The sequence below is a fragment of the Bacillus sp. FJAT-29790 genome (assembly GCF_019039215.1).
Lineage (GTDB): Bacteria > Bacillota > Bacilli > Bacillales > Cytobacillaceae > Cytobacillus.
Genome location: NZ_JAHNZZ010000001.1, coordinates 877,193 through 900,923, shown reverse-complemented (window position 1 = coordinate 900,923; position 23,731 = coordinate 877,193). Strand labels below are relative to the sequence as shown.

At 36.2% G+C, this 23,731-nt stretch carries 20 protein-coding genes; 2 read left to right on the top strand and 18 right to left on the bottom strand.

Annotated elements, in window-relative coordinates:
• Positions 1–575 precede the first annotated feature (575 nt).
• The 10 genes from BGM26_RS04180 to BGM26_RS04135 all read right to left on the bottom strand — a co-directional run bounded on the left by BGM26_RS04180 (position 576) and on the right by BGM26_RS04135 (position 13,125).
• Positions 576–902: a hypothetical protein gene (locus BGM26_RS04180; protein WP_217038476.1), complete on the bottom strand. Its 327-nt coding sequence runs from the start codon at positions 900–902 to the stop codon at positions 576–578.
• Between the two features lie 211 nt (positions 903–1,113).
• Positions 1,114–1,251, bottom strand: a complete 138-nt coding sequence (locus BGM26_RS04175; RefSeq protein WP_217038475.1) for a hypothetical protein — start codon at positions 1,249–1,251, stop codon at positions 1,114–1,116.
• Positions 1,252–1,420: 169 nt separating this feature from the next.
• Positions 1,421–5,788 carry a coiled-coil domain-containing protein gene (locus tag BGM26_RS04170; RefSeq protein WP_217038474.1) on the bottom strand — a complete coding sequence of 1,456 codons (4,368 nt, stop codon included), beginning with the start codon at positions 5,786–5,788 and terminating at the stop codon, positions 1,421–1,423.
• Positions 5,788–6,537 (bottom strand): DUF6063 family protein, encoded by a 750-nt coding sequence (locus tag BGM26_RS04165; protein ID WP_217038473.1) that lies wholly within the window; start codon positions 6,535–6,537, stop codon positions 5,788–5,790. The genes BGM26_RS04170 and BGM26_RS04165 overlap by 1 nt, the downstream gene beginning before the upstream one ends.
• Complete coding sequence (locus BGM26_RS04160; protein ID WP_217038472.1) at positions 6,521–8,086, bottom strand: hypothetical protein; 1,566 nt, start codon at positions 8,084–8,086, stop codon at positions 6,521–6,523. Before BGM26_RS04160 ends, BGM26_RS04165 begins: the two co-directional genes overlap by 17 nt.
• Positions 8,064–9,122, bottom strand: a complete 1,059-nt coding sequence (locus BGM26_RS04155; protein ID WP_217038471.1) for a Wadjet anti-phage system protein JetD domain-containing protein — start codon at positions 9,120–9,122, stop codon at positions 8,064–8,066. Before BGM26_RS04155 ends, BGM26_RS04160 begins: the two co-directional genes overlap by 23 nt.
• Positions 9,123–9,625: 503 nt before the next feature.
• Complete coding sequence (locus BGM26_RS04150) at positions 9,626–10,489, bottom strand: 5'-methylthioadenosine/adenosylhomocysteine nucleosidase (protein WP_217038470.1); 864 nt, start codon at positions 10,487–10,489, stop codon at positions 9,626–9,628.
• Between the two features lie 266 nt (positions 10,490–10,755).
• Positions 10,756–11,904 (bottom strand): M14 family zinc carboxypeptidase, encoded by a 1,149-nt coding sequence (locus BGM26_RS04145; protein WP_254118987.1) that lies wholly within the window; start codon positions 11,902–11,904, stop codon positions 10,756–10,758.
• Between the two features lie 415 nt (positions 11,905–12,319).
• The gene (locus tag BGM26_RS04140) at positions 12,320–12,709 is read right to left on the bottom strand and encodes an OsmC family protein (protein ID WP_217038469.1); all 390 of its coding nucleotides are present in this window, start codon (positions 12,707–12,709) and stop codon (positions 12,320–12,322) included.
• A 176-nt stretch (positions 12,710–12,885) separates the two neighbouring features.
• Positions 12,886–13,125: a hypothetical protein gene (locus BGM26_RS04135; protein WP_217038468.1), complete on the bottom strand. Its 240-nt coding sequence runs from the start codon at positions 13,123–13,125 to the stop codon at positions 12,886–12,888.
• 179 nt (positions 13,126–13,304) lie between these two features.
• Here BGM26_RS04135 and BGM26_RS04130 point away from each other — a divergent pair, with 179 nt between their 5' ends.
• Complete coding sequence (locus BGM26_RS04130; protein WP_217038467.1) at positions 13,305–14,078, top strand: GntR family transcriptional regulator; 774 nt, start codon at positions 13,305–13,307, stop codon at positions 14,076–14,078.
• Between the two features lie 101 nt (positions 14,079–14,179).
• Here BGM26_RS04130 and BGM26_RS04125 read toward each other — a convergent pair whose 3' ends face one another.
• From BGM26_RS04125 to ttdA, 3 genes are read right to left on the bottom strand one after another with little or no spacing between them, the layout of a single operon-like run.
• Positions 14,180–14,977 (bottom strand): fumarylacetoacetate hydrolase family protein, encoded by a 798-nt coding sequence (locus tag BGM26_RS04125; protein ID WP_217038466.1) that lies wholly within the window; start codon positions 14,975–14,977, stop codon positions 14,180–14,182.
• A gap of 20 nt (positions 14,978–14,997) precedes the next feature.
• Positions 14,998–15,609, bottom strand: coding sequence for a L(+)-tartrate dehydratase subunit beta (ttdB, locus tag BGM26_RS04120; RefSeq protein ID WP_217038465.1), 612 nt, complete (start codon positions 15,607–15,609; stop codon positions 14,998–15,000).
• Positions 15,606–16,517, bottom strand: a complete 912-nt coding sequence (ttdA, locus tag BGM26_RS04115; protein ID WP_254118984.1) for a L(+)-tartrate dehydratase subunit alpha — start codon at positions 16,515–16,517, stop codon at positions 15,606–15,608. The genes ttdB and ttdA overlap by 4 nt, the downstream gene beginning before the upstream one ends.
• A 567-nt stretch (positions 16,518–17,084) precedes the next feature.
• On the opposite strand from ttdA, the gene dctA reads away from it, so the two are divergent.
• Entirely contained in the window at positions 17,085–18,350 is a 1,266-nt protein-coding gene (gene dctA, locus BGM26_RS04110; protein ID WP_217038464.1) for a C4-dicarboxylate transporter DctA, read from the top strand.
• Between the two features lie 226 nt (positions 18,351–18,576).
• Here dctA and BGM26_RS04105 read toward each other — a convergent pair whose 3' ends face one another.
• The 5 genes from BGM26_RS04105 to BGM26_RS04085 form a co-directional block, all read right to left on the bottom strand.
• Positions 18,577–19,473, bottom strand: a complete 897-nt coding sequence (locus BGM26_RS04105) for a DMT family transporter (RefSeq protein WP_217038463.1) — start codon at positions 19,471–19,473, stop codon at positions 18,577–18,579.
• A 926-nt stretch (positions 19,474–20,399) separates the two neighbouring features.
• On the bottom strand, positions 20,400–21,671 hold the full coding sequence (locus BGM26_RS04100) for a RidA family protein (protein ID WP_217038462.1): 1,272 nt from the start codon (positions 21,669–21,671) through the stop codon (positions 20,400–20,402).
• Between the two features lie 225 nt (positions 21,672–21,896).
• Complete coding sequence (locus BGM26_RS04095; protein WP_217038461.1) at positions 21,897–22,229, bottom strand: hypothetical protein; 333 nt, start codon at positions 22,227–22,229, stop codon at positions 21,897–21,899.
• A complete protein-coding gene (locus BGM26_RS04090; protein WP_217038460.1) occupies positions 22,226–22,498 on the bottom strand; it encodes a hypothetical protein in 273 nt (90 codons plus the stop codon). The genes BGM26_RS04095 and BGM26_RS04090 overlap by 4 nt, the downstream gene beginning before the upstream one ends.
• Before the next feature lie 331 nt (positions 22,499–22,829).
• Positions 22,830–23,396 (bottom strand): DUF4256 domain-containing protein, encoded by a 567-nt coding sequence (locus tag BGM26_RS04085; RefSeq protein ID WP_217038459.1) that lies wholly within the window; start codon positions 23,394–23,396, stop codon positions 22,830–22,832.
• Between the last annotated feature and the right edge of the window lie 335 nt (positions 23,397–23,731).

Here is a 23,731-nt window from a genome sequence, read left to right as displayed (position 1 = left end):
GTATAGCATGGATAAATAAAGTTTTTTATTGAAAAATGTTGACAAACTATTAGCTGGTTTTGCGGAATAAAAAAAAATCCTGCATATTCAACACAGGATTTTTGATCAAACTTTTTTATTAACGTCACGACTTATTCCAAATCTAAATTTATTGAAGCATATGTTTGCCAAGAGTTTTTTGAAGCATATAGTTGCCAAAGCGGCAAGATTATGGTTCAAGTCACAACAAAATAAGTAATCTAACAACTTATATAATGGTGGAGACGGTGGGACATGTTCATTGATATAGTACTAACTACATTCTAACATCAACAATTACTTAAATAGCATGACAGATACTTACTTGTTCAGATTACTACTTTCGTAATAATGGTACATACCCTTGTCAGTTCATGGTATAGGCTACTTAATGATATAAAAAATCATCTTTTTACATTTCTTTCATAAAGTTTGTTATATACTTTCGGTAACCTGGCAAGACTGTAAATAAGATTTTCGGTATCTTATTATAAACAGAATAGTGCTTTTATTTATTTTTTAACTTTCCTACCCTGTAAATTCAATTTGAAAAGGGCTTATTGCCCGAGCTCTTTATCTTTCTTTTTTATTTCATCACTAACAATTTGTAGTGCTTGAGTAAGTAATTCTAAAAAGTCCGTATTAATTTCTTTTTCTACACTTTTTAGCATAAATTTATTTGGGTTAATCTGATTTTGTTCGAATGACAATCCCCTGACCTTTTGTTCATAAGTGGCTTTTTCTTTCGCCGTATAGTTTTCTTCTGGTGAATAAACAAAACGATTTCTTATTTGGTTATAAGCATATATCTTTTGCCATAATATTTCAGTTTCGTTGATATTTAACCCCACCACTCTATGTAAGTAAAATAAATATTTTTTCACACCATTATGCCTAATATCTTCAGGACTTATTGATATATTATAATTTCTTTCACATTCTTTGGAAATTGTATTGAAATGTTTTTTTCAGATATGAGTATTGTGATATTAAAGCTGACGTTCGCATTATCTTAGGAAAACCTGACGGATATAATAAAATTTTATCTTCATACATATATTCAAAAATTTGATCGTGATCCTCTGGCGGATAATTTTATATATATTCGTCATAAGATTGTTCTAATTGTGACTGTTCCTTAAGAATATTTTCTTCCATAAATTCAATATAATTTTCAAAATTCTCGTTCTCTAAATCAATTGCAAATTCAAGCCAAGTTAATCTTTTCAACATTAGTCACCTCCTATTATTTGTAAATGAAATCATAACACAAGAGTCGACTTTTAGCTGATTAATCTTCAACTAAACTGGTCGCTAATTCAATAAAAAATGGGGATTGCCGCAGCAATCCCATCTTGTTTTTTCAAAACAGTAAATAAAGGGCTCAGTTGTTGCTCATTTTTTATTTTGCGTAAAAGACAACTTCTAGTAGTGCTGCTTCCTGATCTTCCTCTTTCTTATATTCTGTTTTACTATCCAGAAATAGGATATCTCTTTGTAAGATGTACTTATTATGAATGACCGTCTCGAATTCCTCTTGGATACTTTTATCTTTGATGCCTGTAAAACAGAATAATTGGGTATGTGATTTGTTGGCCAAATCAATCATCGGCTTGACAACGTGATCGGAGCTCGCTTCTCCAAACGGATTATCCACCAATAAAAATTTCCAAGCGTTTTCTCTTGAGTACCGTTTTTTACGTAAGTGGCTGTTAAAACCGATAAACATTGACATTCTGGTTGCGTGTAATTCCCCGTTGCTCCAAGATTTGGTCCGGTCCCACAATTCCCATTCCTTCTTCGCGGCTAACAATTCGTTTCGTGGTTTTAATGTTTCGATTTTACATCTGGAAATATCCGCATAACAATTCAAAATGTTAATCATATCCGCTCTCTTTTCAAACTCTTTATCCATTTCGTCGTTCGAAACACCCTGGACTTGAAGGGAAGTTAGGTGCATTAAAATCCCATCTACGAAATCCCGTAATTGTCTTTTAATATCTTCATCTTCTTTTTTCGGCCAATTGAACCTAAAGTAGGTGAGCACTTCACCCCCACTCTCTACTTGGGTGCTTTTTTGAATTTCTAAGATGTTTCGATGAAGCAATTCAGCCCGTTCGTACATTAGATCGATTAGCAGGTCCCGTCCCGTTTCGGTTTGCTTTTTGCTGATTTCAATCGTTTCTTCAAAATGTTTGATTTCATCCAATAAGAGAACAAATGTCGAGATGATTTTCTCATAATCATCCTTCGTACTCTCTAAAACTCTTGTTAAATCCCTTGTCATTGAAACGATGGTATGGTTATTGGTTTTCTCCACTTCTTCCATTAATAACTCAATGGATTTTTTTGCCCTAATCTGTTTGTCCTTAAGCTGTTCCTGCCTGTTTAAAATCTCTTTTTTGTAATTCCTCACCAATTTGATGGGTTTATCCGTTCGCCAATCATTCTCCTTTACCGCTGTGATATTAGAGAATTCCAACATCAGATCTTTCGACGCATTTAATTCTTCTATAGCAACTTGGTTCTCATTTTCTAAGTCTTTGGTGAGATTGATTTTTTGTATTTTCTCTTCCATCTTGCTGATGCTTTGTTTGAGCTCTTCTGAAATTAAGGCAAATTCACTTTCGTAGCTGCTGCCATATTCATAGGGCTCAATTTGTTCATCGCCCTCTTTTAGCTTTTTCACCAGCACTTTTACTTCCGTCTCTTTTGAGTCATACTTCTTTTGTGTGCCTGCTCTACTTTGGGTAAGCTGGGTCAATCGTTCCTGTACTTCTTGTAAATCCGCTTCGAATTGTTCCAACAACGATGGGTCATATACAATCCCCATACGCAGAATGGATTCAATATTAAATCCAACCTTTTGGATTTGTTCCTCCATTTTTTTAGCCAAAGAATTGTAGTTCTCGATATTTTCTCTTAATTCTTCCATTCTTTCTTCTTCTCCGGACATTTGTTTCCGTAAGGCGTTGTATTCTGATTTGTTCTTTTCATATTTTTCGAGGGTAGTCATTCTTTCTTCTTCGGTTTGGATATATTGGTATTCTGTTTTATCTCGTTCCAAGTTTTTTTGTGCTAAATCAAGATTATGCAGTAAGCCTCCAATTTTTTCTTTTTCTGCTTGGCATTTTTCCAATACGTTGGTTGCGTTTTGTATTTTTTTATCCAATAACTCTATGCTGTTTGAAACTTCTGCTAATTGTTCTTTTGCTTTGCCAATGTTCATATATCGCTCATTAAATTGCTGGATGAGAGTTATTTTTTTATCCAGTTTTACCATCAAATCGTTAACATTCTTTAAGTATTTTTTAGCCTTTTCTTTTTCCGCCTCATTTTCCTGTGTTTGATTATTCAAACGGGAAAGTTCTCCTTTCTTTTCCGTTAATTGTTTTTCCCATTCCTTTAATTGACTTCCAAACATCTGTCGAGTAACAGAAGAATATTGGTTCCAAAAAACATTTAATTTGCTGTGTAATTGCTGAAGTTCATCTGTTTTGGCTGACAAATCTACTTTCGTTTTATTTAACCTTGAGATTTCCTTTTCTAAGTCGGTGGTATATTGTTCCCAATCACTTGGATTGAATCGAGTATGGAATCGATGAAAAACGTGAAGATGATTTTCCAGTAAAAAGATCATTTCTTTTTTATCTTGATTTTCCAATTCGGCCCGTTCAATAAACAAGATGGGGATGGATAATTCTTTCTTATAACCCTCTAATGCTTTTTGGATGGAGACTAATTGTTTTTGTTCAATGGCAATCGCAAAAGTCAGAAGTGGATTCTTTTTGACCAATTCCTTTTTTTGTTCATTGCTCAAAGCCAACTTTGTCAGTAAGTCGATCCCTAACACCACATCAATTCCCTTTTTGATTAAGAAGTCTTTTACGGCTTCCAATTCACTGTTGACGTGATACCCCCTTTGTTCAATGCTATTTTTGATTTGGTCCAAATGTCCCATTTCAATCGAACATTTAATGCTCTCGCTTTCCAGATTTCTTTTTCGACTTTCCAAGTTGTTTACTATTCGGTCACGGTCTTCAAATAAATTTTCCCGGATAAAAATCGACAAATGAGCTGATATTTTATTTTTCAATTCCGATTCCTTAGAAGCGAGGATTTCAAAGTCTTTTTCAGTTTTTTCAAAAGAACGTTCCACTTCTTTTATGTCATTAGCACAATTGGTTTTTCTTTTTTCATTTTCTATTATTTCGTTTTCCACTCGGGTTAAGGTTTCTTCCAGATTTTTTTCTTCTATTTTTTTCTCTTTTATCGAATCGATTAAATGGTTTTTCGTTTGGGGGATATCCGTTTGCCATACACTTAACAATGCTTGTTTTAATTTAATTTCATCCTCTTCGTGTTGTGAGAGGAACAATTCGTTTTGTGTTTTTTCTATAACGAGTAGACCTCTTTGATGGCTCGATTGGCTGAATGTCTGTTTTGCTTCTTTTTCAATCCCAATTTGGTCTTTTCTCTCTTGATGTAAAACCCCTTGTTCTTTGGCATTCTGGTTGAACAAATACCGGTAATTTTCTGAAACTGTTTTTCTGCTTTTTTGTAGCTGTTCCGATTTCTCGTTATTTTCCAATGACATAACCATCAGACTGGATTCTGCCTTATTTGCGTTAGCTTTGTGAGTTCGATATTCCTCATATAATTTGGCAGCAGTTTGTTCTTTTACTTTTCGGTCCGAGTATGCCACTGCTTTTTTTTCGGAGTCGATTTGAACATCCCAATCTTCTAATTCACTTTTTAGTTTTTTCATATCCTCTTTGGTAAGAAAAATTTCATAGGATGCCAACTTCCACTTAAGATCTTTTTCAGTCCGCTCCATTTCCACTAATTCCTTGTGAGCAATGGTTAACCACTTGACGCTTGCCTCCGAACTCTGTTGTACCATTTTATAAAGCTGGGCCAGCCCTCTTTTGCTTTCCTTAAGCATATGGAGCACTTGGTTGTATTCTTTACAAGCATCAATGACCACATCACTGTGATTCGTGACGACTTTAAAATCATTTAGGTCTTTTTCTAGTTTAGGCAACTCTAGTAAACTATCTTTATATCTTTTGAATGCAACGAGAATGGCCTTTCTCTCTTTATCATTTTCAAACAAACTTTCTAATAAGGAGGGGATAAACAACTTTTCGATTAAACTGGTTGTGGTTTCCGCTTTTTCAAAAAATTCTTTTACCCCTCCTTCTTCCAAATTAACTTTTGCAATGCTCTTCCACTCCGATTCCACCAAGCCGTACTGTCTAATGATTCCCTGGTATTCGGAATTGGTATCGCGAACGTGCACCCCTTTACTCTTTTTTATATCTCTTTTGAATTCGTCTGTTCCTATCACCTTTCCATCTTTAACAAATTTCAGCTCTTCTAGTTTTGGAGCACCTTCAAAATCGGTATCTATCAAGTAATTAAAATATTCGTACGTTTTTTTGCTGGGATTCCCATCCATCTTCCCTCCGTAATTATGGAAGGAAAAACCGGTGATAAATTTTCCGTAGTTTTCATCATCTGGAATCCACTCGACGGCAATGTGGATGGTGCTGCCTTTCCTCACATTATCCTTCAGTTTTTTTCCATCTATCCCGTAATTGGGAAGAACGACTTGCAAAATTAATTGAATGAGACTGCTTTTTCCTCCGCCGTTTTCCAAAATAAAGAGGGAATTATTTCCGTAAAGCCTAAAAATTTTATCACCGAACGCTTTGTCCCCTTTGTCCAATTTCAGATTGGTTACCCGGATTCGATTTACTTTCGGCATTAAACGGTCATCTCCTTTACTATTGTAAAATCCAGCAATTCTTTAATTTTATTGATTCGCTCCTCATTTTGATAGTAGGCACCAACAATGCTCTCTATTTTCTTCGTGAGGGTAATTTCTTGGTTTTCCTTAATCTGCAACAACCCTTCTTTTTCCCAAAATCCCAATACCCTTAAAAAGAAGCTGTATCGCTTGTTTTTATAACGTTTCACGTTTTTATCCTTTTGGGTTAACTCCTCTAAGCTGTTCCAGGCATCTATCAAACCAGCAAGATCCAGTTGGTATTCGTTTGATAAAACATATAGTTCCTCTTCCGTTTTTTCTCCAAACTTGTCCATATATTCTTTAACCTTTTTAATCATTTCGTCCACTTTAACGAAACTAAGGGTTCTATTCGTTTGCTGAAATTGATCCCCATAAAATTCACTAATTAGATTCATCCAAATAAATTGAGCCAGATACAACTCTCGATTGTTATTCAACCCCATTACATTTCGAAGTTCTTCATTAGAATAGGAAAAGGCTTCATTTTCAAGATCCGGCACAAAATACAACGTATCTTCCACATAAAAGATTTTTGACTCGGAGGACGGTAAAAAAATTCTTTCTAATATATCCCGAATTTCCAAATCAAAATAGTACCCATAAATTTCTGGATTGTCTTTTCTTTTTATTTCCCCTTTTGTCATTACCTCCTGGTAAAGCAAAAAGGCTTTTTTGACCATTTCTTCCTCATAAAACACTTTCACTTACCTTCCTTCTAATGAAATAATCAGTCATTTTAATTCCATCCGCAAACTCCATTTCTTTTTCCGTAGCGTACATTTCAAACCCTTTAATGTCTTCCAATTCCTTTAATTCGTTCGTTAAATAGGCCAACAGCTTCGTCCCTTTTTTATGGTAGGTCAGACTGTTTATATCTTCCTCTCCTTCGAAATCTTTGTAGTTCCAGCTATGCATTTCTACGCTTATGTTTAAAAAATGTTGTAAATAGATAGAATTAATATCCTGATATAATCTAAAGTCCTTTTTTTGAATGTCTTTTAAGACTTCTGAAATAAAATAGCTTTCCTTTTCCAGAAGTGGCTCCAAGATGACTTTCAGGATTTTTAACTCGGCTTGGAACTCCCATTCTTTTTGCTTTTCTTCCTCTTCTAGCTGCTTTTCTTTCTCTTCTTCATCAATTTCATCAATTTCTTCTTCAATTTTATCTTTTGTTTTTTTAATCAATTGCGAGCTGAAAGAGAGAAAAGGATGGTAATACTTCGTCCGCTTAATCGGCATTAATGGCTTAAAAATTTTGTGTATTTTTTCTTCTGTTACCACCTTCTCTACCCATACCTGGAGAATCTCCTGTTCAAAGTGAAAGTTCCTTGAAAAGGCATTCTCAATCAGCAATTTAATCGAACCAGTTAGAGTATTTAATAGATCGTATTTTTTCACATACAAGGTTTCGTGTTTGGTCATCGAACGATTCAAGTACAGTTCAATAGTCAGGATGGTTTCATATTTTTTTCTTTCTTTCGTGCTTAAGTTCCCGTTCATATAATTGGAGATGACATTGCTCACATATTCTCGTAAACTTTTTAACTGTTCTTTTTCTTCCAATGTTTGTTTATAGGAATTTTCATACCGTTCCTCAATTTCTTTACGGTTAAAAACAGATAAGGTATTTCTTCTAATTTTTTCTTCGTAATCTTCAATCGCCCGGATTTGGGTTTCGATTTGGAACATTAAGTCCTTAACGGTATTTAACGCGGAACCGTATAAGGACTTTTCCAATTGTTGTTTAAAGTAAAGCATTGTAATGCTGATTTGAAGCTCTGAGAACATTTCTTTAGTTTTGAATAGCAATTCAATTCCTCGTTCTGTCAGCTTTAATTTTACTTTGTTATTGAGATGATCACTGTATTTAAAATTATGGGTTTCAATCAGAGAAAACTGGATTCTATTTTTGGCATCTTTGCCATAGTCCGTATATTCGAATGTAAATTCCTTTCCGCTATTTCGAAGCTTTTCATCTACAACATACGCTCGCAATGCATCAATCTCGTCATAGGTTAATTCTTCGTGATAAATTTCTTTCATCAGTTGCGATAGACATTGATTCAACTGGTCATTCGTTACATAGCCCTTATCAGTCAGCATCTTATCAATGATAAACAGCAAAATACTGAACCCGATTTCCATCAAGTCGTAGTTGTACTTGGTTGCTTGTTTTAATTGATAGATAGGCATAAACAGGACCAAATTTTTATATCGTTCCGATATTCCTTCATACAGTTTTTTTAATTCCATCGGACAAGCTCCTTAATACTTCGATATTTAACGCTTCCTGCGGAATATATCGACGTTCTATTAAATAGTTTTCCATTGCAGTTTTCATTTGCTCGTCAAAGTGGGATAAAAAGGTTTGGATGGCTGTCTCACTCCATCTTTGTTTCTTGTCTTCCTTTATAACCGTTCCCTTTCTTCGATTCCACATTTCGATATAAAAAGGCTTCCATAACTCAATTTTTCTTTTGCTCATTTTTTGAAGTCGATGGAAAATTGCGATCCCTTCTGGGTCAAAATCGCCAAAGTAATAGAGGCTCGTTTCAAACGGGACCTTCAGCTCATCTAAATACTCGAACGATTTGGTGATTTTATTTCCTTCTCCATAAACCAACATTTCAAACGGAATCCCATCCCAACGATGGATCCCTTCTAAATTTAATTTTTTTAAACTGAAAAAGGTGTCTTTGTTTTCAATGATCATCACATTTTGATTATGATGTGTGGCTAATCCAAAATGAAAAAAAGGTTCAAAGGTTTCAAAACAGCATAAATCCTCAAATGTCACTTCTATATTGGAAATGAGTTTCCTTCCCTGTTCTGAACTTAGGTATTTTTCATCATCAAATAATTCAAATGAACGTTCATTGACACTGATATAACAATCCTTCTCCGATTTTTGGAACAAGAATTGACTAATCAAATCCAATATGGGTTTATCCTTTTTATATTGTTCGAGGTTTTTTCCATACCCGCTCATTTTCATTTTGAAATGAAAACTCGTTAATAGTTCATTTTTTAGTTCATTTTCGTTATTGATGATCTCTTTTACTTTTCGATATTTAGTGTTTATTCGGATGTCTCTGGAATAAGGTTTGCCTGTTTTCATTCTTTCTATAACTTTTTCATTTTCTAACTCTATTACACTATCGGCAAATTCTTTATAAAACAGTCCAATGACATCATCTTGCAACCGTTCCTTCACTTGTTTTTCCAGTTTATAAATGTCTACACTAGTGTTTTTTTGATTTGTTAATAGTTCTTTTACAACCTCTTTCATACGCCTAATCCTTTCGTAAAATGAAATAAAATGAGTAGAAATATTAAAAAAGGTCGCTTTTTTGCGACTTTTATATAATTGAATACCCAGCGATTATTTAAACCCGAATTTCCCTAGCTTAAGTTTGTCTACTAGAAATCTTTTGTAATGGAATTTAAAGTTTGTTAAAAAAATATAATCGGCCATCTAATATAATACTCACCCCTAAATTGTAAATAATACCATAATTATACAACAAGTAGGACAATAGTAATATATCAAACTATTTAACAAACAAAATATCTATGAAAATAAAGGAGCCTGACCCGGGCGTATTAAAGTAATACTACACTAAGGGTTAGGCTCCTTAACAAAATTCCTCGATTCATTTAATCATTCGATTGTTTTTTACCGAAAAGGGAATTGTGAATAGAATAGAAAGGGTGACAGCCCACTTGAATTAAAGTTGAACTATCACCCTTAGCTTACAAATATGTTTTATATTAATACTTTTGTGTTTAAACTTACAAGCTTTCGTTAGCACCTTTGATCATTTCTTCTAGCATTTGGCTAGCATTTTTAGCTGCCACTTTGACAAAATCTGAATATGTTACCTTTGACTCACCGTTGGCATCGTCCGAGATGGCGCGAATAATAACAAAAGGTACATGATTCAAATGGGCTACGTGAGCAATAGCAGCTCCTTCCATTTCAACTGCAAATGGTGAAAAGTTTTTAATAATTTCTGCTCTTTGCTCCGCACTTGCAATAAATTGATCACCACTAGCAATTCTTCCTTTGAAAACATGGATATCCTCCCCTAATCCTTCAGCTGATTTCTCTGCTAGCTGGATTAAGTTTTCATCTGCAGTAAAAGTACTTGTATCCATTCTAGAGATGACACCAGGTTTTTCCCCTAATGCAGTTATATCAACATCATGTTGGACAGCATCTGTTGAAATAACAATATCCCCAACTTTTAAATCAGGGTTTATTCCACCAGCAACACCTGAATTAATTAGATAGTTAACACCGAAATGATCTACTAATGCTTGAGCACATGCAGCTGCATTTACTTTTCCAACTCCTGATTGAACTAAGACAATGTTTTCACCATCTAATGTTCCTTTATAAAATTCCATTCCGGCTACATTTTCTGTACTTTCAATTTGCATTTTGTCATGAAGGATTTCTACTTCTTCCCTCATAGCTCCAATAATTCCGATCACACGATCTTGCGATTGTTCAGCTTTTGCATTATTTGTTTCTGCTTTTTGCTGTTCATTAGAAGATTTATTAGAGACTTCTTGTTTCGCAGAACATCCAAATAACATGAAAGTTGCAAGCATAATTACGGTGAAAAATTTAAGATTGTGTTTATTTCTCATAGATGTATGCCTCCTAGTTGTTCTAAAACCGAACATTAACACTAACTAACTCTATATTGTTCGATTTTACTTCACTAGTATACAAGACCAATTGAATGGATGCAACAGATTTTAGAGACTGAATAAATGCTAATTTAAGAATTAAAGGCTCAAATAAATGATTAATACGGAATACTGATTTCCATTAAAAAACTGCATCCCAATGTTTAGCCGATTCTAACAATTGGGGTGCAGTTCAATTAATCCTTATGGTGCTTCGTTATTTTTTAAAAACTCACTGGAATAATCCCAGAATCTGTTTGATACCCAGCTAGCGGGTAAGCAGGAATCTCTTCCCAACGGTTTGGATTAACCTTTTCTACTTCACCTGTGGCTAGGCCGTAAAGTAAGGCTTTTAATCCAAGATAATTTTGTTTGATTAAATGCCCGTTTGATTTTTGGCCGAGATTTCCATCTCTTGTATTTCCTTTCGTTTCAAAGAAGATGGCTGGATTGCTGTGATTAGTTGGATTGATATTGTTGTAGTTAAGGCCCATCATCATAGCAGAAACAACTCCTCCTTTGATATCAATCTCGTATCTCTTATCACCACTACCCGTTTGGTAACGATCAATATGCATATTGCCGTAATCTTTTAATGCATCGTATACATAGACGTGCATTTGGCGTGTAAGGTCATTGTATAAGCCGTTTTTAATACCTGGTAAAGTCGGTCCATTTGGTGCTAATGATACTCCAAGCGACATGGATGTGGAATTATTTGTTCCGTAAACTGTTTTAAACCCTTGATGGTGAAGATCCACAGCGAAATCTGGTTTCACATCTACCCAGTATTTGTAGAAGACAAGTGATTCTTTTGCTTGAAACCCGTTTTCTGCCCAATCACGATTTAAATCAATCGTCATGGAACGCCCTCTGTTGTCTACTCTAGGTTGTCCATTTTCATCATGAAGCATAGTTGTTCGTGTGTTCATGATACTTCCATCCGGATTATACATTGGGATTGCATAAATAGTTGTTTCTTTTAAGATCATTTCAATATCTTTGGATCCATTACTACCAAAAGTCTTCAATAATTCTAATACGGCATCCGTTGTTAATTTTTCATCTCCGTGAATTTGCGCTTGTACCCAAATTTTTATTGGGCCTGTACCAACTTTAGCTACGTAGAAGCTTCGGTTCTGCTCACTCTTTCCGTATTCATCTAACGTGAATACTTCTACCTTCCCTTTACTCGTTTGTTCGATTTTCTTCAGTTCTTTAATCATGTCATCGTATGTAATCATACTGTCCATACTCGTGTTTCCCTTTGTCGATGGACCACCAGGAATGGTGTCAGCTGCATTTGCTTGAGATGAAAACAGAGCTGACACAAAGAACATTACTACGACAAAAGACATCCATAATCTTTTCAACACATAACCTCCCAAACTATCATTATTTTCAAATACAGTACTAGTATAGTTGAAAGAATTTTTAAATAAAATGGTGATTCCGGATTATTCTGACTAATTAAAAATAGGGATTTTGTCTGTTTTAATGAATGGTAAAGCGGGAAGAAAGGATTATCGTGCTAACAAAAGGCGCCTGACCCCTATCGTATAAAAGTATTACTACACTGGGGTTCAGACGCACATCAATAAAATCCAACCAAACAGGAAACCTCACTTTTTCTTTTTTCCATTCGCAAAAATTAAGCAAGCAACACCTCTTCATCCGGACAAAGTTCAAGACAGTTCAATGGTTTGCTTGCAAGAAAAAGAGCAAGTCCCCCAGTTCGGTAAAACTTTACCAGACTGGGGGACTTGTCCTAAAATACACACCATGTTTTCATTTTGTATCTTCTATTTCAAAGGACTCAGTAATTTCAATGCTATCTTTCACAGATTGAACCATGGCACAATTTTTCCTAGTGACGTTTAAAGCTTTTTCTATCTTTGTCTCATTCAACTCTTCGCCTAAAATTACAAAATGGAGGTGAATCTTTTCTATTCGATTCGCTGCCTTTTCATTTCTTTCTACATCCGCTTGTACTTTAATATCTTGATAGGAAATTCGCATTCTTTCTAAAACTTTACGTAAAACTCCCCCACTACAAACGGCAATAGATGAAACAAGAAGTTGATATGGGCGAAATCCGTATTGGTCTTCACCAGACACATTAAGTTCTCCATAGGCACATTCTGTTGCAAAACCATTTTCAGTCATATAAAAAATCATCCAGGACACTCCTTTAAAATTAATTTATTTTGGTAAATAAACCGAAAAACATCTAAATCCTTTTCTAGTGCCCTATATTAAATCTTTTTTCATAACATTACAAACTTTAAGATAAGATACCTGCACCCCACCATATTAAAGTATTGCTGTGTAAGGACTAACGCTCCTATACCACATCAATAATACCTAACCAAACAAGGAAATCCCCTTTGTTCTTTTTTCCATTCACGGAAACTTAGGTAGCGATAACCGATGAATACGTCTTCATCCGGAGACATTTCAAGACAATTCAATGCCCTTTTCCCTGTCATTCTCCAGAAATGCGTTTCCGCTTCTTCTGAACTACTAGTGTAAATGATTGTCAGTTTCACTTTTCCGGCAAAGAAATAGATATTATGGAACTTATCTTTCATCATCACTTATGTGCTTTCTTTTCGGTTATCTCTTTTTCTATTTTATCGATTGTGGGAGTGATTAATTTTCTGTTATGATTTACCTATAGAATCATAATTAACTTTCCAATTATAAGCTATTCAACATTATTTATTTTTTCTATACATAAAATTTAAGACTTGTTGGGATGAGTGATATTGTAATGAAAAATCAAAAAACACCTCAAATACCTGATTCTAATATTCAAAAAATAAATCAATCTGACCTTTCTATAGCCGTTCGTTCATTTTTGTCTACTTTAGATATGAATGGAGAGTCACGATTGCCACAACGCGCTTATCTAGCTGTTCGACATGCGATTCGCCACCTTCAATTACAGCCTGGACAGACTGTGCTGGAAAGGGAGATGGCAGAAATACTTGGCATGAGCAGGACGCCTGTACGTGAATCCCTTGTCCGTTTAGAAATGGAAGGATGGGTACGGCTCATACCACGTCGGGGTTTTATTGTTGCACCACTAGTAGCAGATGAGCTCCAACATATTTATGAAGTAGTGGAAGCGCTGGATGGCATTGCAGGAAGGTTTGCTACTGACCGTGCTTCTCACGAAGAGTTAAACCATCTTGAGCGTATGATCGACAAACAGGAAAAGGCATTAGAACTAAATGATCTACTTTTATGGACAGACCTTGATGATCAATTTCATAATTACATTGTAGACTTAGCCCAAAACCCACGCCTTAGAGGGATTGTGGACAGTCAGTCTGACCAACTCTATCGTGCACGCTTGTACACAATTGGACTTCGACCAAAGCCAACACATTCAGTAATTGAACATAAGGCAATTTTAGCAGTTATGCGGGCGGGTGAGCCTGAAGCAGTACGAACGATGCTGCAATCCCATCGCTCTAGATCTCGTAACGAAATTCTAGAAGCACTTCGCTCTATGCCTCCGTTACCAGAAGAGGAACGGTAATGCAAGACGACTTTTCAGTGATGTAAGAATCCATATGATTGAAAGGAAAAACAAGGCTGTAGAGATTTCACTGAAATCAACTACAGCCTTTTTTGTTAGTACTATTTTACATAGTTTTGAAGCTTACCAATCTGCTCTACTTCAACAACCACAACATCTCCCGACTTCATTGGACAACTTCCAGAAGGTGAGCCAGTAGCCAAAATATCACCTGGCTCCAGTGTCATAACCTGTGAAATCCAGCTGATTAGGAAAGGAATGGAAAGCGACATTTGATTCGTATTACCCTCTTGTACGACTTTGCCGTTTAATGTTGTAGTGATTCGTAAATTGGTTGGATCTATCCCCTTCACAATACATGGACCCAACGGGCCAAAAGTATCAAAACCTTTGCCGCGTGTAAACTGGGGATCCGATTTTGTTAGATCTCTTGCAGTCACATCATTAAATATCGTACAGCCAAAAACATACTCCAATGCCTCTTCTTGATTTATATTTTTACCGCGTTTCCCAATTACAAGTGCCACTTCCCCTTCCATTTCCACCTGCTTGGTTAAATCACTTGACGGAAGTATGATTTCCCCCTGATCCGGAATCACGGAAGAGGTTGGTTTTAAAAACAAGAACGGCTCTTTCAGATTAGCCTCCCCCCCAGTCTCTTTTGCATGTTCAGCATATGTCCAGCCAAAATTAACAATTTTTGAGGGTACGACTGGCTCTAAAATCTTCACATCACTATATTTAACTCTTGATCCATCAAATTTCAGTTCGTTGTTTACAATTTCAGTAAAATCACTAGACAATTGTAAAATTTCATCATCTTCAAGCATTCCAAAATATACTTTTCCGTTATGTCGCTGATAGCGAACGATCGTTTGAGTTTTTTGTAGTACCTGCATGATCACACCAACTCCATAACTTATTTGATGAATCTTACCTGCTGACTGATTAACTCATATTGTTCTTCCTTCTTTTTATTAAACTCCACCTTATTTTCTTCATAGATGTTATTTCCTTCTGTATCAATGGAAACAATAAGAGGACCGAATTCATTCACTTCACATACCCAAAGAGACTCAGGCATTCCAAGGTCTTTCCAGTGTACTTCTCTGATACGTTCAACCTTTGTTGCCGCAAAAACAGCATTTCCAGCTGGAAAGACGAGATGCAACGCTCTATGAGCCTTACATCCTTCTTCAGTGTTCTTACCCATTCCGCCTTTTCCAACAATGAGTTTAACACCCGTTTCTTCGATGAATTCCTTTTCGAACTTTTCCATTCTCATACTCGTTGTTGGACCAATAGAAACGATCTCGTACTCTTCATTTCCAAGATCTCTAACAATGGGACCAGCGTGGAATATGGCTTTCCCTTTAAGATCAACGGGTAAAGGGATTTTTTCTTCAATGAGTCTTCTATGCGCAACATCCCTGCAAGTAACGAGTGTACCTGTAAGGTAAATAATGTCGCCAATTTTTATATCCTTAAGATCATCATCCTTAATAGGTGTTGTTAATACTTTCTTACTCATAGCATTACCCCCTCGTGAGTACTAATTTCATAGTTCAAATGACTGTCAAAAGTAATCTTTCCTCTTCTATGGGACCAACACCCTGTATTAACTGCAACTCCAATCGTAGAAGGATGTCTTGATGTGTTCACAACGTTTACACCCATAACAGATTTAGATCCTTTAAGTCCCTGAGGCCCTAAACCAATTGCGTTTATTCCATCTTCAAGCAGCTTTTCCATCTTCGCTGCATTTTCATTTTCATTCCGACTTCCAACAGGTCTCATAAGTGCTTTTTTAGAATTCATAGCTGCTGTTTCAACAGAAGTACCGACGCCGACACCTACAAGTAGTGGAGGGCAAGCGTTGACTCCATAACTAGTCATCCGGTCCAGCACAAACTTTACTACACCTTCATAACCTTCACCCGGCATTAGAACTGTCGCCACTCCAGGAAGGGTACAGCCTCCTCCTGCCATATACGTATAGATTTCTACTTTGTCACTGTCTTCTTCAATCTCCCAGAAGATACTTGGTGAGCCTTCACCGATATTCTTCCCTGTATTGTATTCATCAAATGTTTCTACAGAATTATGTCGCAATGGGGTTTCTTTAGTAGACTTAAACACACTATCCTTTAGAATACTATCTAATTGCCCAATCAACGGGAAATTCTGGCCACACTTTACAAAAAACTGAAGTACTCCTGTGTCCTGACATGAAGGTCTCTTCAACTCATAAGCTAGCTTCTGGTTATCAAACATAGTTTTATAGATGATTTTTGCAAGTGGATTATTTTCCTCTTCACTTAGTTCCCTCAGTTTATTTTCCACATCATCAGGAAGTTTGTAGCTGACAAGGGATACAAACTTCGCCATCAAATCCGTCATCTTTTCTTTTTGCTGTGTCTTATCCATAACAATACTCATAATAACTCTCCTTTTTATCTTTAATTTGAATATCTTATAAGCTAATTATTAAACAATGTATACATAACGGTCAATACCCTTTATTTATTTTAATAAAAATAAGATTCCGAACATTGACAAACAACGAACAAAATCCTTGGTATCGTTGCGTTTAAATATGACCAATAGTGTTTTTTTAAGTTATCATAACACGACGTGGCTAAATATTCTAAAAATTATATTGACATTAATGTATGCATTAATATAAAATTTGTGCAATGGTATTCTACTGATTTACTTCCTTGCACCATTAATTTAGAAATAAAGGAGTGATATTATTGGATGCGCTTTCAAAATCTCGGTGATAACTTTGATATTAGAAAAAATGCACATCACACAAAAATATGAAGAAAAAGTAGATTGGGTAAAAAGAAATCATTCGTTTTTTCGTATTATCATAAGGAGTAAACATTTTTGTATGTGCTCCTATCGCTAAAATTTTTGCAGACTATAGTTTCTAACTAGAGTAGCTTAGAAATCTAAAATGAAGACCATATTACATTTAAATATGGAGAGAGAGGAATCTGCATGAAAAAAATTCTAAAAAATTTAACTGTACAGGTGGTATTCGCCATCTTTACTGGTATTTTGATTGGATATCTATTCCCTGATTTTGGTGTTCAATTAAAAATCCTAGTAGATATATTCATAAAAATGATTAAGATGGTCATCGGTCCAATTATTTTCCTTACCATTGTTCTAGGTTTTGCCAGTATGGGGGACATGAAGAAGATCGGAAAAATTGGAACTAAATCATTAATCTATTTTGAAGTTGTGACAACTTTTGCCTTAGTCATCGGGTTAGTGGTTATGTTAATTGTCAGACCCGGTGATGGTTTGGATACAAGTGGTGCTAGTAAAGGTGCTGCTGATGTTGCGAAAATTACAGAACAAGCTGCAGGAACCAGCCTTACATTCAAAGATTTTATTTTAAGCATTGTCCCAGATAGTGCTATAGGGGCTTTTACCACCGGTTCTATGCTTCCAATCTTGTTCTTTGCTTTATTGTTTGCCGTTGCGCTTTCTTCTTTGGGGGAGAACGGAAAACCGCTTATTACTTTCTTCGAAAAAATTAATGACGTGTTTTTTAAGATTGTTTCTATGATTATGAAATTCTCGCCTTTGGCGGCTGGCGGAGCTATGGCGTATACAATCGGGAATTTTGGCATTGAGTCTCTTTTTTCACTCGGTAAAATGCTAGGTGCTGTTTACGCCACAATGTTTGTGTTTGTTGTAGTTGTATTGGGGGCTATATGCAAGTTTTACGGATTTAGCATTTTCAACTTAATTAAACATATCAAAGAAGAGATTATTCTTGTCCTGGGAACTTCTTCTTCAGAGTCTGCTTTGCCAAGTTTAATCGATAAAATGCAAAAGTATGGTTGTTCTAAGTCAATTACCGGCTTTGTAGTTCCAACTGGATATGCATTTAACCCAGATGGACAGTGTATTTATTACACTATGGCCTGTTTGTTTATCGCCCAAGCCTATGGCATCGACCTTTCATGGATGCAAATTGCCATAGTACTCGGGGTGCTGATGCTTACCTCTAAGGGTTCTGCAGGAGTAACTGGTTCTGCCATTATTACATTGGCCGCAACGTTGACGTCTCTTCCAGGCAGCCCTATTCCAGTTGAAGGTATAGCTCTGCTATTGGGTGTAGACCGCTTTATGTCAGAGGCACGTGCTATAACAAATCTAATTGGTAACGCAGTGGCAACAGTTGTTCTTGCGAAAAGCGAGAAACAGTTTAACCCATTAAAGGAATATACAGCTGAAGAAAATGTGTCTTGACACAGTGAGTTCTGACGTAACTAGATTTTCTGGTGAGACTCCTTGGATAACAGAGTGGAATAGTTCTATAAAGATTAGAAATAAATAATAAAGAAACCCAGCTAACCTTCTTATGTGAAGGTAGCTGGGTTTTAAAGTTGAATATACAAAACTAACCGAGCAGATATGAGCCAATTAGCCGAGCTTATAACACGCTTTTTCTTACCAAACAGCGTGCTATGTACAATTAGCTTGTGCGAATAAATTTACTCTTTTCTACACTTCTTTCTTTTTTAGGAGAATAACTGATCCCCACAAATACGAGCAATATTCCGAGAAGCTGATAGACATCCGGACGATAGTTCAAAATAGTTACATCCAATAAGATGGCAACAACGGGATCAACAAAGACTAATAGTGCGATCGTTTGAGCCTTTAATTCTCGCAAACTATTGAAAAACAAGTAATAGACAAAGCCAGTATGGATAAATCCAGTAACAAGAATATAGAACCAGTTTTCAGAGGTAAGTTGGGTAAAGTATGACCAATCCACTAGTGGCATCAATAATAATACACCGAGACTCGTTTGAATGACGGTTGTTACTAGAGGACTGAGCAATTGAATTCCCTTTCCCGTGATCGACGTAAGAGCGTAGAAGAGCGCTGCTGCAAACGCCCATAAAACACCCGTGGATAAAAACCCAGCAATACTTGTGTGCTGATGAATGCCTCCAACTAACAATGTTCCTAAAAGACAAACAAAGAAAAAGGCCAATCCCATTCCTGTTAATTTTTCTTTAAAGATGAAAGAGCCTACGAGAAGCACAATCACAGGTGCCAAATGATAAATAGATACGGCCACTGTAATAGACATAACTTCTAAAGATCGAAAGAAAAAGACCCAATTGATGATAAGAAATAATCCGCATAATAAAGCAAGGTAATATTCCCGACGAGGAATCGTAATTTTCACCTGTTGTTTTGTTTTTAGTGTACTAAATCCCCATATGGCTCCTAAAAGGATACTTGCACTGAGGCATCGGATAAAAACTAATTCTATCGAGTGCAGACCTGTTTTTTCTGAAAATAGACCGATTGATCCGAATATGGCCATGGATAGTGCAAACTTTAGCTTAGCATACATCTAATTCCTCTCCTAAATCGTTATAAATAGTGAATATTGTATTCTATTATTACATGAATGAAATATTCTCGCACCTCCCATAACGAAGAGCCCTAGTTAATAGACTAGAGCTTTTATAATTTTTTTTAGGTGGTTACAAAATTAACTTCAATTTCGTGACCGCTTCAACATGCCTTGAGTAGACAAAAATGATGTCTTGAGGACCTATTGGGGCCTTGGCGAAAGGGAATTTTCTTTAAAAGGAATTATAATGATCCGCTTTTTTAGAGTCCTATCCTCTGCTCTTTTTAGATTGGAACGGGCACCATTTCTGTTCGGCACCTTGTAGTGCTGCTACAACTTTACCATTTAGTAAAAATTGTTCGCAATAAAACTTTCAAACTTGTTGTGGTTTGAGAGCTTTATTCTGAACAATTATTCAATTATCTTGATAAAGTCTTTACAGACCCCTTGAGAACATTATTAGCCCGCTTGGAATTTTCTTGCGAATGAATCGATCAATCCAAGCGGAAGGTGTATTCGGAGTTTTTTAAAGGAAGATTACGGAGTTCGAAGATTTTTAACAAGAGAGAAACAAAGTGTGAAGGTTGGGTTTATGCTTCTGTGTTTTGGCTATAAACTGAACAAACTTCACAAAAGTATCCAAACTCAAAGTTTAAGTGTTACCCTCTATAAAAATTCAATCGCATAGATTCGCATGCTAACCCAGTTTTTTTTGTTATGCCCGGAAACTAAAAAAGCATCAAGATTTCTGCCATAATCGGCTAAAATCTCGATGCTTTTTCATCTGCACTGTTAAAAAACAAAAGCTGTCTCGCTTTTCATTTGAGACAGCCCCTTTTTATGAATAGGATATGCGATTTCGAATTCACCATCGGCATTAACAAGTAACTTTGATAGTTCCTGAATTTATAAACAAATGCCTGTTATGCTTTTGGATGTGTTCCTTCAGCGTTTGCTACAACTGCATCGATTTGGACTAAAGCATCTTTAGGTAAAGCTGATACGCCAATTGTTCTTCGTGCAGGAACACCGCCTGGGAAGAATGTTTTGTAAGCTTCGTCTACAGCATCTATATCCGCAATATTTTTAAGGAAGATATTTACTTTAACTACATCGTCCATAACGTGGTCGATACTTTCTACAATTGCCTTGATATTTTTCAAGCACTGTTCAGCCTGCTCTTTTACACCACCAGCTACAAATCCACCAGTTTTTGGATCCAAAGGTAATTGAGCTGAAAGGTGATTGTAATGAGAAAACGCTACAGTTTGTGTAGATAGAGAACACTTTGGTGCATCTTCAGTGTTGTTTGCCCATATAACGATTCCATGTCTGGCTTCAACAGCTTGTGGAGGTGTACCATCTCCGTGTGACACCACTGCTTCAATTTGTACCAAAGCATCCATAGGTAGAGCTGAAGCTGCAACTGTTGTCCGTGCAGGGACATAGGCTGCGGTCCTGGCGATAGCCGAATCTGGGAAAAATGTTGTATAAACTTCGTTTACGGCTTCAATATCCGAAAGGTTTTTAAGGAAGATATTAATTTTAACAATATCGTCAAAAGGAACGTCGATACTTTCTAAAATTGCTTTGATATTTTTTAAGCACTGTCCAGCCTGCTCTTTTACACCGCCAGCTACCAATCTACCCGTTTTCGGATCGATAGGTAATTGAGCTGAAAGATTATTGTAATGAGAGAAAGACACAGTTTGTGTAGATAAAGGACTTGTTGGTGCATTTGCCGTGTTATTTGTAAGCTTTATGAGGTCGCCTGCTTGTGGTGCGTTTGGAATTGTACCTTCACCGTTTGAAACAAGTGCTTCAATTTGCACCAAAGCATCCATAGGTAAAGCTGCAACTGCGACATTTGTCCGTGTAGGAACATAGGTTGGGAAGAATGTTTTATAAACTTCGTCTACAGCGTCAATATCTTTGATATTCTTAACGAATACAGTGATTCTAATAACATCGCTCATAACATGATCGATGCTATCTACAATTGCCTTGATATTTTTAAAGCACTGTTCAGCCTGCTCTTTTATACCACCAGCTACCAATTTACCAGTTTTGGGTTCGATAGGTAATTGAGCTGAGAGATGATTGTAATGAGAGAAAGCTACAGTTTGTGAATATGTACCGATACCGTTTGGAGCATTTTCCGTATTTCTTGCTAATACTGCGTTATAGCCGCTCATGGATAGTATCCCTCTTTTAGATAAATTTTTTAATAGATATATTTATTAACTCATGTTTCGCACCACCTCACAGCCTAGTTATATCAAGGCTTTAATGTTGGATTTCTGCTGCGAAACTTAAGTTAGTAACCCCTCGAGTGGTTACTTTGGTTGCAATTCTAGCAGGCTTTCTTCGTTTTGACTACAAGTAAAACTTGGAAGATGACAGTCCTGATTCTTGCCGTTTCACTTTTTCTTTACCAGTCTCGACACACACTCCACATGTCTTGTGATTTTATATGTGTACGAGTTATCATTTTGACTAGGTCTACCTTCAGCAGGTCTTATTCTAACTGTCCCATCTCCGTCTACCAATTTAAATGCTGGATATACTTTATTTTTAGTGTAGCTACTAACCGTAATAGGATCTTTCCTAATAATAATTCCTTTAATTGTAAAATAATCACAACCTACTGGAAACTTGAACTCACTCGTAGCGTTTTCTACTCCTGGAATGTTTAGGAAGTTAACATCAATCCCAGACTGACTTCCTGGCTTCCATTTATTTTCTGGAATCATACCACCATTGTTATTGTTAGTTGGCTTTCCTGTGAACTAGTGGCGATTTTTTGGGTTGTATTGATTTGTTCTTGAATGCAATTCTTAATGTGTGTTGTAAGCCCAGGGTTATTTCTTAACAGTTCAGAAACACTTTCTTCCATAAAACCCGCTATCCTGTCTACTATATTGTCTGATTCCTTGATGATTTCCTCATCTGAAAGCGATTCGCGTTTTATCTGCTTGATTCCCATCTGAATTAATGGATCAAAAATTAAATAATTTGTCATGATTGACCCCCTTCCGATTTTATCTTGTCCACGGCCAATGAAAAAATACCCATTTTTTCTTTTGGCCGTAATATTTTAGAAGGGATAAGGGTTGAATTTTATTTAAAGTCTTAATACATGCTCGTGGTACATTACTACCATTTCAAAAAAAGAGGCAGTTCTACAATCTATAGCACCAGACTTTTCGGATTACTCCAACTAATTAAAGGGTAGGGATTTTGTCTGTTTTATTGGATGGTAACGCAGGAGGAAAAGATTACCGTAAAAAGGGTGCCTGTCTCCAGTGTTTTAAAGCATTACTGTAGTGGAGGTCAGGCACCTTATCCTAAATTTAAACCCTTAGCGAGCCACGGAAACCCCTGGCAGCATAGTAGGAATCTGCTCCATTGTGGTACATAAAGACAGTGTCGTATCGACGATCACAAAAGATGGCCCCACCAAGTTTTCTAATATTAGCAGGTGTTTGCACCCAGCTCGAGGTTTTCATATCGAAATTTTCAAGTTTCTGCAGCTCCCGGTATTGTTCTTCCGTTAAAAGTTCAATGCCCATGGCCGTTGCCATATCAATAGCGTTATTTTCTGGTTTATGTTTTTTCCTTGACTCCAGCGCTTCACGGTCGTAACAAACACTTCTGCGACCTTTAGGACTTTCCGCTGAACAATCATAAAAAATATAATCGCCCGTTTCTTTGTCATAGCCAACAACATCCGGTTCACCGCCAGTTCCTTCCATTTCATTGAGTGACCACAGTTTTTCAGTATTAGCTTCGAGCTTAGCTTGTACATTAGCCCATTCAAGACCTTTATGGCGGTGCATGTTTTTCTCAAAACGGGCTTTCAAAGTTCCGAGTAGTTCTTCACGTTGTTCTAGAGACAACTCCTTATTTATCTTTGTCATATTAGTTTCCCCCTTGTTTTTACTCATAATTGTATGAGGACTAAACTTCTCCGTTAGTATTGTAACACTGTATCATAAATTCCTTTATTGAACGACACTCGTTAATTGGAAAATACACCGATTTTTTATTCTACTTAGCATTCAAACTAAACAGTCTATAAGGGGACCCCTTATTTTTTGGTTCATTGACCCTTTCTATCGGACAAATTTCAAGGGGATCCCTTGTTTTTTGTTCAAGGAGGGTTAAAAAAAAATAGCAATTACTCAATTAAATATCCCTTTAAGTAAAAAAGACGCGTTCCTATATAAACGCGCCTTAACGATAAATCATCTTT

Excerpts from the sequence above, each read along its gene's own strand:
- BGM26_RS04175 (WP_217038475.1), bottom strand. The coding sequence starts at position 1,251 with ATGTTGAAAAGATTAACTTGGCTTGAATTTGCAATTGATTTAGAGAAC.
- BGM26_RS04170 (WP_217038474.1), bottom strand. The coding sequence starts at position 5,788 with ATGCCGAAAGTAAATCGAATCCGGGTAACCAATCTGAAATTGGACAAA.
- BGM26_RS04160 (WP_217038472.1), bottom strand. The coding sequence starts at position 8,086 with ATGGAATTAAAAAAACTGTATGAAGGAATATCGGAACGATATAAAAAT.
- BGM26_RS04155 (WP_217038471.1), bottom strand. The coding sequence starts at position 9,122 with ATGAAAGAGGTTGTAAAAGAACTATTAACAAATCAAAAAAACACTAGT.
- BGM26_RS04150 (WP_217038470.1), bottom strand. The coding sequence starts at position 10,489 with ATGAGAAATAAACACAATCTTAAATTTTTCACCGTAATTATGCTTGCA.
- BGM26_RS04140 (WP_217038469.1), bottom strand. The coding sequence starts at position 12,709 with ATGATTTTTTATATGACTGAAAATGGTTTTGCAACAGAATGTGCCTAT.
- BGM26_RS04135 (WP_217038468.1), bottom strand. The coding sequence starts at position 13,125 with ATGATGAAAGATAAGTTCCATAATATCTATTTCTTTGCCGGAAAAGTG.
- BGM26_RS04130 (WP_217038467.1), top strand. The coding sequence starts at position 13,305 with ATGAAAAATCAAAAAACACCTCAAATACCTGATTCTAATATTCAAAAA.
- BGM26_RS04125 (WP_217038466.1), bottom strand. The coding sequence starts at position 14,977 with ATGCAGGTACTACAAAAAACTCAAACGATCGTTCGCTATCAGCGACAT.
- ttdB (WP_217038465.1), bottom strand. The coding sequence starts at position 15,609 with ATGAGTAAGAAAGTATTAACAACACCTATTAAGGATGATGATCTTAAG.
- ttdA (WP_254118984.1), bottom strand. The coding sequence starts at position 16,517 with ATGAGTATTGTTATGGATAAGACACAGCAAAAAGAAAAGATGACGGAT.
- dctA (WP_217038464.1), top strand. The coding sequence starts at position 17,085 with ATGAAAAAAATTCTAAAAAATTTAACTGTACAGGTGGTATTCGCCATC.
- BGM26_RS04105 (WP_217038463.1), bottom strand. The coding sequence starts at position 19,473 with ATGTATGCTAAGCTAAAGTTTGCACTATCCATGGCCATATTCGGATCA.
- BGM26_RS04100 (WP_217038462.1), bottom strand. The coding sequence starts at position 21,671 with ATGAGCGGCTATAACGCAGTATTAGCAAGAAATACGGAAAATGCTCCA.
- BGM26_RS04095 (WP_217038461.1), bottom strand. The coding sequence starts at position 22,229 with ATGATTCCAGAAAATAAATGGAAGCCAGGAAGTCAGTCTGGGATTGAT.
- BGM26_RS04090 (WP_217038460.1), bottom strand. The coding sequence starts at position 22,498 with ATGACAAATTATTTAATTTTTGATCCATTAATTCAGATGGGAATCAAG.
- BGM26_RS04085 (WP_217038459.1), bottom strand. The coding sequence starts at position 23,396 with ATGACAAAGATAAATAAGGAGTTGTCTCTAGAACAACGTGAAGAACTA.